This is a genomic window from Microbacterium sp. NPDC087592, assembly GCF_044743585.1.
Classification (GTDB): Bacteria; Actinomycetota; Actinomycetes; order Actinomycetales; family Microbacteriaceae; genus Microbacterium.
This window is the reverse complement of record NZ_JBIUWT010000002.1, coordinates 487,109-500,185: the sequence shown is the minus strand read 5'-3', so window position 1 is coordinate 500,185 and position 13,077 is coordinate 487,109. Positions and strand designations below refer to the sequence as shown.

At 68.1% G+C, this 13,077-nt stretch carries 12 protein-coding genes; 5 read left to right on the top strand and 7 right to left on the bottom strand.

The window, feature by feature from the left end; translation table 11 throughout:
• Positions 1-9: 9 nt before the first annotated feature.
• The 3 genes from ACIOTO_RS15325 (at position 10) to ACIOTO_RS15315 (ending at position 2,872) form a co-directional block, all read left to right on the top strand.
• The gene (locus tag ACIOTO_RS15325) at positions 10-588 is read left to right on the top strand and encodes a helix-turn-helix domain-containing protein (RefSeq protein WP_400858481.1); all 579 of its coding nucleotides are present in this window, start codon (positions 10-12) and stop codon (positions 586-588) included.
• Between the two features lie 47 nt (positions 589-635).
• Entirely contained in the window at positions 636-2,036 is a 1,401-nt protein-coding gene (locus ACIOTO_RS15320; protein WP_400858480.1) for a glycerol-3-phosphate dehydrogenase/oxidase, read from the top strand.
• Positions 2,037-2,176: 140 nt separating this feature from the next.
• Complete coding sequence (locus ACIOTO_RS15315) at positions 2,177-2,872, top strand: SPFH domain-containing protein (protein ID WP_029263270.1); 696 nt, start codon at positions 2,177-2,179, stop codon at positions 2,870-2,872.
• Positions 2,873-2,911: 39 nt separating this feature from the next.
• Here the strand turns inward: ACIOTO_RS15315 and dxs are convergent, their stop codons facing one another.
• The 5 genes from dxs to dut all read right to left on the bottom strand — a co-directional run bounded on the left by dxs (position 2,912) and on the right by dut (position 9,785).
• The gene (dxs, locus tag ACIOTO_RS15310; protein ID WP_029263269.1) at positions 2,912-4,852 is read right to left on the bottom strand and encodes a 1-deoxy-D-xylulose-5-phosphate synthase; all 1,941 of its coding nucleotides are present in this window, start codon (positions 4,850-4,852) and stop codon (positions 2,912-2,914) included.
• Between the two features lie 159 nt (positions 4,853-5,011).
• The gene (locus ACIOTO_RS15305; protein ID WP_105710030.1) at positions 5,012-7,846 is read right to left on the bottom strand and encodes an aconitate hydratase; all 2,835 of its coding nucleotides are present in this window, start codon (positions 7,844-7,846) and stop codon (positions 5,012-5,014) included.
• A 153-nt stretch (positions 7,847-7,999) separates the two neighbouring features.
• A complete protein-coding gene (locus ACIOTO_RS15300) occupies positions 8,000-8,734 on the bottom strand; it encodes a DUF3159 domain-containing protein (RefSeq protein ID WP_029263267.1) in 735 nt (244 codons plus the stop codon).
• Positions 8,731-9,318 carry a DUF3710 domain-containing protein gene (locus ACIOTO_RS15295; protein WP_029263266.1) on the bottom strand — a complete coding sequence of 196 codons (588 nt, stop codon included), beginning with the start codon at positions 9,316-9,318 and terminating at the stop codon, positions 8,731-8,733. The genes ACIOTO_RS15300 and ACIOTO_RS15295 overlap by 4 nt, the downstream gene beginning before the upstream one ends.
• On the bottom strand, positions 9,315-9,785 hold the full coding sequence (gene dut / locus ACIOTO_RS15290; RefSeq protein WP_400858479.1) for a dUTP diphosphatase: 471 nt from the start codon (positions 9,783-9,785) through the stop codon (positions 9,315-9,317). The genes ACIOTO_RS15295 and dut overlap by 4 nt, the downstream gene beginning before the upstream one ends.
• Positions 9,786-9,797: 12 nt before the next feature.
• Here dut and ACIOTO_RS15285 point away from each other — a divergent pair, with 12 nt between their 5' ends.
• The gene (locus tag ACIOTO_RS15285) at positions 9,798-10,262 is read left to right on the top strand and encodes a DUF3093 domain-containing protein (protein ID WP_400858478.1); all 465 of its coding nucleotides are present in this window, start codon (positions 9,798-9,800) and stop codon (positions 10,260-10,262) included.
• A 75-nt stretch (positions 10,263-10,337) separates the two neighbouring features.
• On the opposite strand, the gene ACIOTO_RS15280 is transcribed toward ACIOTO_RS15285, so the two are convergent.
• Positions 10,338-10,631, bottom strand: a complete 294-nt coding sequence (locus ACIOTO_RS15280; RefSeq protein ID WP_029263263.1) for a DUF4193 domain-containing protein — start codon at positions 10,629-10,631, stop codon at positions 10,338-10,340.
• A gap of 196 nt (positions 10,632-10,827) precedes the next feature.
• On the opposite strand from ACIOTO_RS15280, the gene sepH reads away from it, so the two are divergent.
• Entirely contained in the window at positions 10,828-11,871 is a 1,044-nt protein-coding gene (gene sepH, locus ACIOTO_RS15275; RefSeq protein WP_400858477.1) for a septation protein SepH, read from the top strand.
• A 47-nt stretch (positions 11,872-11,918) separates the two neighbouring features.
• Here the strand turns inward: sepH and ACIOTO_RS15270 are convergent, their stop codons facing one another.
• Positions 11,919-13,040 carry an alkaline phosphatase family protein gene (locus ACIOTO_RS15270; RefSeq protein WP_400858476.1) on the bottom strand — a complete coding sequence of 374 codons (1,122 nt, stop codon included), beginning with the start codon at positions 13,038-13,040 and terminating at the stop codon, positions 11,919-11,921.
• Positions 13,041-13,077: the final 37 nt, after the last annotated feature.

Sequence of the window (13,077 nt, the reverse complement as noted above, 5' to 3'; positions counted from 1 at the left end):
TGACACATCATGGAAGAACGTCAACCTTTGTGGGACGCGACGCAGACGAGGATCCTCGATGCCGCCGACGCGCTGATCGAGCGCCGGGGCGTGCACGGCGTCACGATCGCCGAGCTCGCCCGGCGCGCCGATCTCAGCCGTCCGACCATCTATCGCAATTGGAGCGATGCCGACGACGTCGTCAGAGCAGCTCTGCTGCGCCGCGTCGACGGCATACTCCGGACCTTCTCGGCCGATGCGCGTACGAGGACCGCTCTCGTCGACGACGTGCTGCGTTTCACGATGCTGTTCCGGAACGACACCCTCTACAGGCGTCTGCTCGCCGACGAGCCCGAAGCCTTCACGCGGTACACCCTGCAGCGGGTCGGATCCAGCCAGCGCCTGATCCTCGGATGGCTCGCCACCGCCATCGACGCCGCACAGACCGGGGGCTCGGTGAGACAGGGCGCACCGCAGGAGATCGCGGTCATGCTGTTGCTGATCGCGCAGTCCGCCGTCCTCTCCCACGCAACAGTGGCCGACCTCATCTCGGAAGACGCGTGGGAACGTGAGCTACGAGCCGCACTCGACGGGCTGCTCCGCCCATGACCGGGCATTCATCCGCGCTCAATGTCGCGCGACGGAGGATCGATCTCATGCACGCGGCCGATGAGCAGGTCGACGTGCTCGTCGTCGGAGGCGGGATCACGGGCGTGGGAGCCGCACTCGACGCGGCATCCCGCGGCCTCACCGTGACACTGATCGAAGCCGAGGACCTCGCCTTCGGGACCAGCCGTTTCAGCTCGAAGCTCGTGCACGGCGGCCTGCGCTATCTCGCCACGGGTGACGTCGCGACTGCGAGGGAAAGCGCACACGAGCGCCATCTCCTCATGACCACGATCGCCCCGCATCTGATCCGCCCGCTCGGGCAGCTCCTGCCCTTCTCCCGCGACGTGACGTTCCGGCAGCGCACCGCGGGCGCCGTCGGCATGGGAATGGGCGATCTGCTCCGGATGCGGGCACGCACACCCCGCTCGGTGCTGCCTGCCCCTACCCTCGTGACGGCACGCACGGCCCTCCGGCTCGTGCCCGCTCTCGATCGTCATGGTCTGCGCGGGGGAATGCTGTCCTACGACGGCCAGCTGGTCGACGACGCGCGCCTCGTGGCGACCGTGGCCCGCACGGCCGCGGCCCTCGGCGCCCGCATACTCACGCGGGTTCGAGCCATAGCCCTGCACGGAGCCGGTGCCGCCGTCGAAGAGACCATCACGGGCGAGCGGTTCGAGATCCGCGCCCGTGCCGTCGTCAACGCGACGGGTGTCTGGGCCGGCGCGCTCGACGAGGCGATCGGCGTGCGTCCGAGCCGGGGAACCCATATCGTGCTCGATGCCGCCGACCTCGGGATCTCGTCGACGGCACTCACGATTCCGCACGAGGGCTCGATCAGCCGCTACGTCTTCGCGCTGCCGCAGGCGTACGGCCGCGTGATCGTCGGGCTCACCGACGAGGACTCTCCCGGTGCCGTGCCCCGAGTCGCTCAACCGACCGAGCCGGAGATCGACTTCCTGCTGAGAAGCCTCAACCGCGTGGTCACGGCACCGGTCGGACGTGATCGGGTGCGTGGCGCGTTCGCGGGTTTGCGGCCGCTGGTCGACAGCCGCACGGCCTCCACCGCCGACGTCTCGCGCAGGCATCTGGTGACGACATCCGCTTCAGGCTTCGTCACCGTGCTCGGCGGAAAGCTGACGACCTATCGACGTATGGCCGAGGATGCCGTCGATCTCGCCTCCCGGACCCACGGCCTCCAGGCGGCACCGAGTCGGACGGCGTCTGTGCGGCTCGTCGATCGCGTGGTGCCCGACTCCGGAGAGCTGCTCGACGACGCGACGGGGCTGACCTCCGCCGAGGTCGAGTTCGCCGTGCGGGTCGAGGGGGCGATGACCGTCGACGATGTGCTCGACCGCCGCACGCGTGTCGGGCTCGTGGACGCCGATCGCGCACGCTGTCATGCCGGGGTCGAGGCCGTCGTCGCCCGTACCGTGGCCGACCTCGTCTGAGCCTGTCCCCGGGCGGCTTCGAGCCGCCGCGTATCCACCGCACAGCGACCCGGAGAACGCGTGGCGAACAGCGCATGAACTCCCCCGAACCCTGGCGCCCGATGGCGCGCCGGCACGCCGCGACCCGGCACAGTGGTGTCATGGACATGCTCTTCACGATGCTGGGCGGCAAGGGGATGTCAGGGCTCCTGAAGACCGGCACCGCGGTTCTCACCCTGCTCCTGGTCCTTCCCGCGCTCCTCAAGCTCTTCGTCGTCACGGTCGATGAAGGCTGGGCCGCGATCCGGACCCGAAACGGCAAGCCCATCATCCGCAACCGTCCGCAGCGCCGTCCGACCGCTCGCGGCGGGGCTGTCGGGGAGGTCGTCGTCCTCGACCCCGGCTCACATGGCGCTTTCCCCCTGTTCTACTGGTATCGACTCATCGATGTGCGCTGCCGGGCGACCGACCTGCCCGTCCGCGAGATGGGCGGTGCGAGCGGACACCAGCATCGCGTGCACGCGTCGTTCGAATGGCGCCCGATACCGACGGGACGCGATCTCCGGGTGTTCGAGCTCGACGTCGTGAACGTCAAGGAACGCGCCTCGAACATCGTCGGGGCTGCCCTGCGAGACGTCATCCGGGGCCTCGACGGCACGGAGCTGCCGCACAACGACGAGATCAACGCGCGCGTGATCGCAGCCAGCGCCGAGGAGGTCCGTCGCGCCTGCGGGGTGGAGCTCGTGCGCGTGATGGTCACCGGCGACGCGTTGACCGACGGATACCTGATGTCGACGGCGCTCCGGGACGTGGATCGCGGCGCGCAGGCCGTCGCCGCACTGCACGCCCTGAACTGACGCTCCCCCTCGATTCGGACCGGCGGGTCCTTCAGCGCATCAGTGGCGTTCGTGGAGGGGCAGGTCGATCGTCCCCGTCTCGCCCGCATCCCGCGCCTTCGGGATCCTGGTACCGAGCACCTGCGACACGATGTCCTGGGCGATCTTCGGCGCCGTGAGTCCCGCATCCGCGAGGATCTGGTCCCGAGAGGCGTGATCGATGAACTCGTCGGGCAGGCCGAGCTCGTCCACCGCCGTGTCGATGCCGGCCTCACGCAGGACCTGACGCACCCGCGTGCCGATGCCGCCGACGCGGATACCGTCCTCGAGGGTGATCACAAGACGATGATGTGCTGCCAGCTCGATCACCGACGGTCGCACCGGGATCGCCCAGCGCGGATCGATCACGGTGGCACCGATGCCCTGCGCCCGAAGACGCTCTGCGACGTCGAGCGCGAGTTCGGCGAACGGGCCGATGGCGACGATCAGCACGTCCTCCGACTCCCCCCGGGCGAGCACGTCCACACCGTCTTTCAAGCGCTCGATGGCGGGAAGGTCGGCGGCGACCTCGCCCTTCGGGAACCGGATGACCGTAGGCGCGTCGTCGACCTGAACGGCCTCGCTCAGCGCTTCAGTCAGACGCGCGCCGTCCCTGGGAGCGGCGATGCGGATGTGCGGGACGATCTGCAACATGGCGAGATCCCACATCCCGTGGTGGCTCGGACCGTCGGGGCCGGTCACACCGGCACGGTCGAGCACGAAGGTCACGCCCGCACGGTGCAGTGCGACATCCATCAGCACCTGATCGAAGGCCCTGCCCATGAACGTGGCGTAGAGCGCGACGACGGGGTGCAGTCCGCCGTATGCCAGCCCCGCGGCGGAGGCGACCGCGTGCTGCTCGGCGATCCCCACGTCGTACACGCGATCGGGGAACCGCTCGGCGAACGGGGCGAGGCCCGTCGGTCGCAGCATGGCGGCCGTCATCGCGATGACATCGCTGCGCTGCTCCCCCACCGAGACGAGGGCGTCCGAGAACACGTCGGTCCAGCCGCGACCGCCGGAAGACAGCGTCTCACCCGTCGCGGGGTCGATCTTCCCCACCGCATGGAATTGGTCGGCCTCGTCGTCTCGGGCGGGCTGGTAACCGCGTCCCTTCTCGGTGATCGTGTGCACGATGACCGGGGCGCCGTACGACTTCGCCAGCTCGAGCGTCTCGAGCAGAGCGGGGAGATCGTGTCCGTCGATGGGACCGAGGTACTTGATGTCGAGGTTGGAGTAGAGCGCCTCATTGTTGGTGAAGCGGGAGAGGAAGCCGTGGGTTCCGCCGCGAACCCCGCGGAACACCGCGCGGCCCACAGGACCGAACGCACGGAACAGGCGGTCGGAGCGCTGGTGCAGATCCTTGTATGCCGCCGCAGTGCGCACCCGGTTCAGGTACCGCGACATCCCGCCGATGGTGGGCGCGTATGAGCGACCGTTGTCGTTGACGACGATCACGAGGTTCCGGTCGTTGTCATCGGAGATGTTGTTCAACGCCTCCCACGTCATTCCGCCGGTGAGGGCCCCGTCGCCGACGACAGCGACGACATGTCGATCCGCGCGACCAGTGGCGGTGAGTGCGCGGGAGATCCCGTCCGCCCAGCTCAGCGAGCTCGATGCATGCGACGACTCCACGACATCGTGTGCGCTCTCGCTGCGCTGCGGATACCCGGCGAGGCCTCCCCGCACGCGTAGGCCGGAGAAGTCCTGGCGCCCCGTGAGGAGCTTGTGCACGTAGGACTGGTGCCCCGTGTCGAAGATGAACGGATCGTCCGGAGACGAGAAGACCCGGTGCAGAGCGATCGTCAGTTCGACGACGCCCAGATTCGGGCCGAGGTGACCACCGGTCTGCGAGACGTTCTCGACCAGGAATGTGCGGATCTCGGTGGCGAGCTCCTCCAGTTGAACGGTCGATAGCGCGTCCAGATCACGGGGTCCTGAGATGCTCGGAAGAATGGGCATCTGCGCCTCCTCACAGGCTTCGCCAGAAGCGCCCGACGAGGGTGCGGACGCCCGTCGATCCTACCGCGCCAGGTGGGGAGAACCCGGTGAGCGCCGCCCCCCCCCTTGACATGACGAAGGGACTCCGATCCATGGATCGGAGTCCCTTCGTCTGTGCGATCAGACCAGCGAACGCAGCACGTACTGCAGGATGCCGCCGTTGCGGTAGTAGTCCGCCTCACCGGGTGTGTCGATGCGGACGACCGCGTCGAACTCGACCGGCTGCTTGCCTTCGGGCGAGTTCTCGCTCGGGGTGGCCGTGACCTTGACCGTCTTGGGCGTGACACCGTTGTTGAGCTCTTCCAGCCCCGTGATCGAGACGATCTCGGTGCCGTCGAGGCCCAGCGACTCCCAGCTTTCGCCGGCGGGGAACTGCAGCGGGACGACGCCCATGCCGATCAGGTTCGAGCGGTGGATGCGCTCGAAGCTCTCGGTGATGACCGCCTTGACGCCCAGCAGGCTCGTGCCCTTGGCCGCCCAGTCGCGCGACGAACCGGAGCCGTACTCCTTGCCACCGAAGATGACGAGGGGCGTGCCCTGCTCCTGGTAGTTCATGCTCGCGTCGTAGATGTACGACTGCGGGCCGCCCGGCTGCGTGAAGTCACGCGTGAAGCCACCCTCGACGACCTGTCCGTCGTTGACGGCCGCGACCATCGCGTTCTTCAGACGGATGTTCGCGAAGGTTCCGCGGATCATGACCTCGTGGTTGCCGCGACGCGAACCGAAGGAGTTGAAGTCCTTGCGGTCGACGCCGTGCTCCGTGAGGTACTGGGCCGCCGGCGTGCCGGCCTTGATGTTTCCGGCGGGCGAGATGTGGTCGGTGGTGACCGAGTCACCCAGAGTCGCCATGACACGTGCGCCCTCGATGTCCTTCACCGGGGTGAGCTCCATCGTCATGCCCTCGAAGTACGGCGCCTTGCGGACGTAGGTCGAGTTCTCGTCCCACTGGAAGATCGCGTCATCCGGCGTGGGCAGGCTGCGCCAGCGCTCGTCGCCGTCGAAGACCGTCGCGTACTGCTTGATGAACTGCTCGCGCGAGATCGAGGAGTCGACGAGTTCCTGCACCTCGGCCGGAGTCGGCCAGATGTCCTTGAGGAAGACGTCTTCACCGTCGGTGCCCTTGCCGAGCGCGTCGTTTTCGAAGTCGAAGTGCATCGACCCGGCCAGCGCGTAGGCGATGACCAGCGGCGGGCTGGCGAGGTAGTTCATCTTCACGTCGGGGCTGATACGCCCCTCGAAGTTGCGGTTGCCCGAGAGGACGGCCGTGACGGCGAGGTCGTGGGAGTTGATCGCCTCCGACACCTCTTCGATCAGAGGACCGGAGTTGCCGATGCAGATCGTGCAGCCGTAGCCGACCGTGTAGAAGCCGAGGCCCTCGAGGTCCTTGTCCAGGCCGGACTTCTCGTAGTAGTCGGTGACGACCTTCGAGCCGGGGCCGAGCGTGGTCTTGACCCACGGCTTCTGCTTCAGGCCCTTCTCCAGCGCCTTGCGTGCGACGAGACCGGCGGCGATCATCACCGACGGGTTCGACGTGTTGGTGCACGAGGTGATGGCGGCGAGCGTGACGGCGCCGTTGTCGAGGATGTACTTCTCCCCCGACGGCGTCGTGACCGGCACGGGCTTCGAAGCGTTCGCCGGAGCGCCGCTGTTGATGTGCACCGGACGCGTGGTCGGCTCCTCTTCGCCGGGGACAGAGCCCGGGTCGGATGCAGGGAAGGAGTGCTTCGACTCCAGGTCGACGATGTCGTCGGAGGTCGACGCCGTCGTGTAGCCCAGGATGTCGTGCTCGAACTGGGCCTTCGCCTCGGAGAGGAGGATACGGTCCTGCGGGCGCTTCGGGCCGGCGATCGACGGCACGACGGTGCCGAGGTCGAGCTCGAGGTACTCGCTGAAGGTCGGCTCGACGCTCGCGTCGTGCCAGAGCTTCTGCTCCTTGGCGTACGCCTCGACCAGCGCGACGGCCTCTTCGCTGCGGCCGGTCAGGCGCAGGTACTCGAGGGTCACGTCATCGATCGGGAAGATCGCCGCCGTGGAGCCGAACTCGGGAGACATGTTTCCGATGGTGGCGCGGTTCGCGAGCGGCACAGAGGCGACGCCCTCACCGTAGAACTCGACGAACTTGCCGACCACGCCGTGCTTGCGCAGCTGGTCGGTGATCGTGAGCACGACGTCGGTCGCGGTCACGCCGGCGGGGATCTCGCCGGAGAGCTTGAAACCGACGACACGCGGGATCAGCATCGACACGGGCTGGCCGAGCATGGCCGCCTCGGCCTCGATGCCGCCGACACCCCAGCCCAGCACACCCAGGCCGTTGACCATGGTGGTGTGCGAGTCGGTGCCGACGCAGGTGTCGGGGTATGCGCGGAGCACGCCGTCGACGTCGCGGTCGTAGATGACCTTGGCCAGGTGCTCGATGTTCACCTGGTGGACGATGCCGGTTCCGGGCGGGACGACCTTGAAGTCGCTGAAGGCCGTCTGGCCCCAGCGCAGGAACTGGTAGCGCTCGCCGTTGCGCTCGTACTCGATCTCGACGTTGCGCTCGAGGGCGTTCTCCGAGCCGAACAGGTCGGCGATGACGGAGTGGTCGATGACCATCTCGGCGGGCGAGAGCGGGTTGATCTTGTTCGCGTCACCGCCGAGGGCCGTCACGGCCTCGCGCATCGTGGCGAGGTCGACGATGCAGGGCACACCGGTGAAGTCCTGCATGACCACGCGTGCGGGCGTGAACTGGATCTCGGTATTGGGCTCTGCCGCGGCATCCCACGAACCCAGCGCCTCGATCTGCGCCTTCGTCACATTCGCACCGTCCTCGGTGCGAAGCAGGTTCTCCAGGAGGACCTTGAGACTGAAGGGGAGCTTCTCGAAACCGGGCACCGTGTCGATGCGGAAGATCTCATAGTCGGTGCTGCCGACTGTCAGGGTGCTCTTGGCACCGAAGCTGTTCACCGTGGACACGAATCCGTCTCCTTCTATTCGGATGGGAGCGACAGGCGCCTCCATCTTGCTCGCCAGCGAGCCCCTGCGGCTAGCAAGGCGGACCTAACCAGTCTGCTCCGCGCAGCTCACCGGCGAAAGCCTGCGATTTATCTTGATGTCAAGATAAATCTATCATGCCTCGGCGGCGTCTTCGCGCGACGGACCACGCGGATGGAGAGCGCGTACGACGAGCCAGGTGACCGCGATCAACGGCGCGAAGAGCGGGAGGCCCATGATGAGCTTGAGCGTGCCGAGTGCGGTCACATCGCCTGCGAGGTACAGCGGGAGCTGCACGGCGAGTCTGGCGAAGAACAGCGCAGCCCACGCGATCCCGAGCCAGAAGTAGGCGCGGCGCTTGCGCCGATCGTTCCGCCAGGTGGTGCCCTCCCCCATCAGGAAACCGACCGCGAGGCCGATCAACGACCACCCGATCAGGGCCGACACGAGGATGACCGAACCGTAGACCGCGTTGGTGATGAGACCCGGGACGAAGTTGTCTGCTCCGCGACCGGTCCACAGCGCGAGCGCAGCCGCGGCGGCCGCGGCGACGAGTCCGCCGATCGCCGCGGAGGGCGGCGACTTCTGCACGAGGCGGACGATCGTGAAGACCGCAGCGAGGCCGACCGAGATACCGAGCGACAGGATCAGCGGCTCGGGGCGGATCGTGAAGATGATCACGAAGGCCAGGCTCGGCAGCACCGATTCGAGGATGCCGCGGACCCCGCCGATCGCCGACCAGACGACCTTGTGCGTGCTGGCGGTCTCCGCCGGGTCGAGCCCGGCACGGCGGGCGGCGCTGCCGAGAGCCGCCCCGAGGATCTCGGAGGTGCTCTTCTCGCGTTCCGGGTCGGGTTCGGGGACGCTCACGCGGAGCCCGGGGTCGCCGGCATCTTGAGTGGGATCAGATCACGCGGGGGCATCGGAGAGCCACCGCGGACGACGACGATCGAGCGGAACAGATCCTCGACCTTGGCGCCGGCCTCGGGATCCGACGCACCCGCTCCGCCGATCACGCCGCGAAGGAACCAGCGGGGACCGTCGATGCCGATGAATCGGGCGAGGCGCAGTCCGGAACCTTCGCTCGCGGTCGCCGGGACCTCGGCGAGGAGCTCTTTGCCCAACGGGCCGTCGCGTTCTTCGACGCGGCCGCCCTGCGCCTTGACCTGGTCGCGTAGCTGCACGCGCGTCTCATCCCACAGTCCGCCGGAGCGCGGCGCCGCGAACGGCTGCACCTGCAGCGAAGATTCCGCATAGTCGAGGCCGACGGCGACGATACGCTTGGTCTGCTCTTCCACCTCGAGCCGGAGGTTCAGCCCCTCGCGTGGAAGGATCTTGATCCCGCCCAGGTCGATGTACGGGCGAACCGGGTTCGCCTCGGAGTCATCGAAAGGTCCGTCGGTGCCGCGGTTCGCGGGTGCCGACTTGGAGGGGGTCGCGTTGTTGTCAGTCATCTGTTCTGTCCCGCTTCGTTCTGCGTGAGCCCCGCCTGGTACCCGGTGGAGCCGAAACCGCCGGCGCCGCGGACGCTGTCCGGGAGCTCGTCCACCGAGATGAACGTGGCGCGTGTCACCGGCATGATGATCAGCTGCGCGATGCGATCGCCGACGGCCACATCGTACGCGCTCCTGTTATCGGTATTGATCAGGCTCACCTTGATCTCGCCCCGGTACCCGGCGTCGACCGTCCCCGGCGAGTTCACGATGGAGATCCCGTGCTTGGCCGCCAGCCCGCTGCGCGGAACGACGAAAGCGGCATATCCGTCGGGAAGCGCGATCCGGACTCCAGTGGCCACGAGAGCGCGCTCGCCCGGTTCCAGATGCGCAGCCTCGGCCGCGACCAGATCGGCGCCGGCATCGCCCGGATGTGCGTATCCGGGCACCACTGCAGCGATAATGGGGACATCAACGGAATCGGTCACCCCATGAGGCTAATGCAGAACCCCGCCACAGACGCACGTGTCCACTACCGCGAACGACTCTCGCCCAGCCTCTGGCTGCTGGTCACCGTCGCGGTGGCAGGACCGATGGTGTCTCTCGTCTTCGTGCCCATCGGGTCGACCTTCGCGCTCATCGTCGGCGCCGCCGTCTCCGCGCTCCTGGTGCTCGGCTTCATCGCGGCGACGCCGGTCGTGTCGGTGGAGGGCCGCATCCTGCGCACCGGTCGCGCACACATCGATGTCGAGCACCTCGGCGAACCGCTGGCGCTCGTCGGCGAAGAAGCCCGACAGGCACGCGGTCCCGGTCTCCCCGCACGCGGCTGGCACCTGATCCGCGGCGGGATCGACGGGATCGTCGTCGTTCCGAATCTCGACGCGGACGACCCGGTCGACACGTGGAGCATCTCGACCCGAACGCCGGACCGACTCGCGGCGGCCATCCGCGCTGCCCGTTCCTGACGGGCCCGCCCGCATACGACAGCGCGCCCCTGACCGAACGGTCGGGGGCGCGTGAGACGTCGCTCGGAGGACTGCTTACGCAGCGCACTCCTTGCAGATGGGCCCGGATGCGCCCTCGTGGTCGAGCTGTGACTGGTGCTTCACGAGGAAGCAGCTCATGCACGTGAACTCGTCCTGCTGCGCGGGCAGCACGACGACGTCGAGCTCGAGGTCGGAGAGGTCGGCACCCGGAAGGTCGAAGTTCGACGGGTTGTCGGAGTCTTCGTCCCCGCTTGAGCCGGAAGATTTGTCCGGCACACGCTCCTTGAGGGCTTCGATCGACTCGGAGTCGTCTTCGCTCTTTCGGGGGGCGTCGTAATCGGTTGCCATGCGGTAGATCTCCACTTTCATGGTGCGAGTGGGTGGTGCGCCGTCGGGTATCGGCGGCCATAGTTTGCACGACCCGGAGACATAACGCAAATGCGGTCCGTGCGACAGAGCAAACTCACGGCACGCCCAGGGTATTCCCGGCCCAGACGCCGCATGCGTGACACCATGAACGGACACCCATCAGAGGGGCATTCGCATGGAAAACGTCACCATCGTCGGCACAGAAGCAGGAGTCCTCGTACTCGCGACCGAGTCGGGCGAGCGGTTCTCGCTGCCCATCGACGACGTGCTGCAGCGTGAGATCCGTCGCGCCACCCGCCAGGCAGAGCCCACCGCGCAGAAGCTCGCCGCGAGCCCGCGCGACATCCAGGCGCAGATCCGCGCCGGACTCACGGCTCCCGAGGTCGCCGAACTGCTGGGAATCAGCGTCGACGACGTCGCCCGCTTCGAAGGTCCGGTCCTCGCCGAGCGCGAGCACATCATCGGCCAGGCACTCGCGGTTCCCGTGCTGATCGGCAGCGAGGTCGAACCAGACGCCCAGCCGACCTTCGGCGTCGCGGTCCGCGCGAAGCTCGCCGAGGTCGCAGCGACGGCGGAGCGGTGGGCGAGTTGGAAAGAGGATTCCAGCTGGACGATCAAGCTCGAATTCACGGCGAACGACGTCGACCACGATGCCCGCTGGAGCTTCGACCCTCGCCGCAGCGCTCTCTCGCCGCTGAATGCCGACGCCACCCAGCTCTCGCGCCAGGGATCATTGCCCGAAGGGCTCATCCCGCGCCTTCGTGCCGTGGATGCGGAACGCACCAACTCCCCCTACAAGGACGAGAGCCGGTTCGACTCCGGCGCCTTCGGTCCGCGTCTGCTTCCGGCGCCGGAAGCGGAGTTCGAAGACCCCTCGCTCCCGGAGCGCTCCGACATCGCCGCGCAGGATGCCGCCATCAAGCGCGCTCCCTCCGCACAGAACACGAGCCCCGAGACCGCCGACCTGCTGGAGGCGCTCCGTCGCCGTCGCGGTCAGCGCGAGACCGCTCCGCTACTCGACGAGCCCGACGATGACGAGCACTCCGACCCGATCTCGCTGTTCGACGCCCTCGAGCAGCCCGATGACGAGCCCGAGCCGGCGCAGCCTTCGGCCGAGGCCGCCCCTTCCGACGCCGGCGACTCCGGCGGTCGCCGTCGCCGCCGCAATGCCATGCCTTCGTGGGACGAGATCGTCTTCGGAGCTCGCACCGACGAGTGAGCGGCGCCGAGGAGTGACGGCTCCTCTGCCGGTTCGCGCTGGCAGCGTCAGCGCGCGAACGCGCCGAGCCTGATCAGGGGCACCTGCCGCTCCTCGGGCGTGAGCGCTCCGTGCTGCCCGATCATGCCGCGCCCGCGCTGGTCGGCCGCAGTGCCGTCGTAGAGGGCCCAGGTGCCGCGGGCGATGGCGAGCAGGTCGCCGATCCGTGCCGACGCTGCTGCGGTGACAGTCGCGCCGAACAGTCCGCCGCGGGTGGCTTCCTCGCGGGTGACGACGTCGGCGACCCCCTCCAGATCCGCCCGCCACCGAGCAGAGACCGCCGCGGCGTCGGCGTCGGGGTCGAGGTAGACGTGCAGCATCCGCGGCTCGCCACCGACGTGATGCACGCCCCGCAGATGCGACTCTTCCAACACGACCTGGCGATCCGCTCCGACGTCGACCATCCCGTGGTCCGACGTGACGAGCACCCCGACGGCCGGTGGCACCCGCGTGGCCAGAGCGGCATCGATGTCCTCGAGCGCCGCGACCCACTCGCGAGACGCGATCCCGTGCTTGTGGCCGGCCTTGTCCACCTCGGGCAGATAGCAATAGACGAGGGATCCCGGGTGGGTCTGGGCGAGCGTGTACGCGGCTTCGATGCGCGCTGCCGCCGTGGTCGCGGCGACGAACTCCGCGCCTCGGAGCGTGGCTTTCGTGAATCCACTGTGCGCGTATCCGGCGAATCCGACCGCGAAGCTCTCGTGTCCGTCGCGACCTGCCCGTTCGAAGATGGTCGGCACCGGCTGCCAGGTGAGCGGGTCGATCCCGTCGGTCTCCCAGCCGCTGAGCTGATTGACGAGCACGTCGCGGTTCACATCGAGCACCCGGTAGCCGACGAGGCCGTGCTCCCCCGGCCACACTCCCGTGACGATGCTGGTGAGTGCGGCGGCCGTGGTCGAGGGGAACACCGACTGCGCGACATCCTTCTTCGCCATGCCGGCCGTCAGTGTGCGGGCGTGACCAGCATGTGCGCGGAGGCTGATCGCCCCGAGACCGTCGACGACGACGAGGACGACGGAGCCCGCACGCGGAAGCACCTCGGATCCGCCTCGGAGCGCGGCGAACAGGTCGTCCGCCACCCCGACGACGCTCCGGGCGCTGGGCGACGCGGACGGTAGCATGAGGGACATCCGAGCCAGTCTGACACAGGCTCCCGTACGCCCTCAG

Coding starts and splice junctions, on each gene's coding strand:
- ACIOTO_RS15325 (WP_400858481.1), top strand. CDS start 10: ATGGAAGAACGTCAACCTTTGTGGGACGCGACGCAGACGAGGATCCTC.
- ACIOTO_RS15320 (WP_400858480.1), top strand. CDS start 636: ATGCACGCGGCCGATGAGCAGGTCGACGTGCTCGTCGTCGGAGGCGGG.
- ACIOTO_RS15315 (WP_029263270.1), top strand. CDS start 2,177: ATGGACATGCTCTTCACGATGCTGGGCGGCAAGGGGATGTCAGGGCTC.
- dxs (WP_029263269.1), bottom strand. CDS start 4,852: ATGCCCATTCTTCCGAGCATCTCAGGACCCCGTGATCTGGACGCGCTA.
- ACIOTO_RS15295 (WP_029263266.1), bottom strand. CDS start 9,318: ATGACTGACAACAACGCGACCCCCTCCAAGTCGGCACCCGCGAACCGC.
- ACIOTO_RS15285 (WP_400858478.1), top strand. CDS start 9,798: ATGCAGAACCCCGCCACAGACGCACGTGTCCACTACCGCGAACGACTC.
- ACIOTO_RS15280 (WP_029263263.1), bottom strand. CDS start 10,631: ATGGCAACCGATTACGACGCCCCCCGAAAGAGCGAAGACGACTCCGAG.
- sepH (WP_400858477.1), top strand. CDS start 10,828: ATGGAAAACGTCACCATCGTCGGCACAGAAGCAGGAGTCCTCGTACTC.
- ACIOTO_RS15270 (WP_400858476.1), bottom strand. CDS start 13,040: ATGTCCCTCATGCTACCGTCCGCGTCGCCCAGCGCCCGGAGCGTCGTC.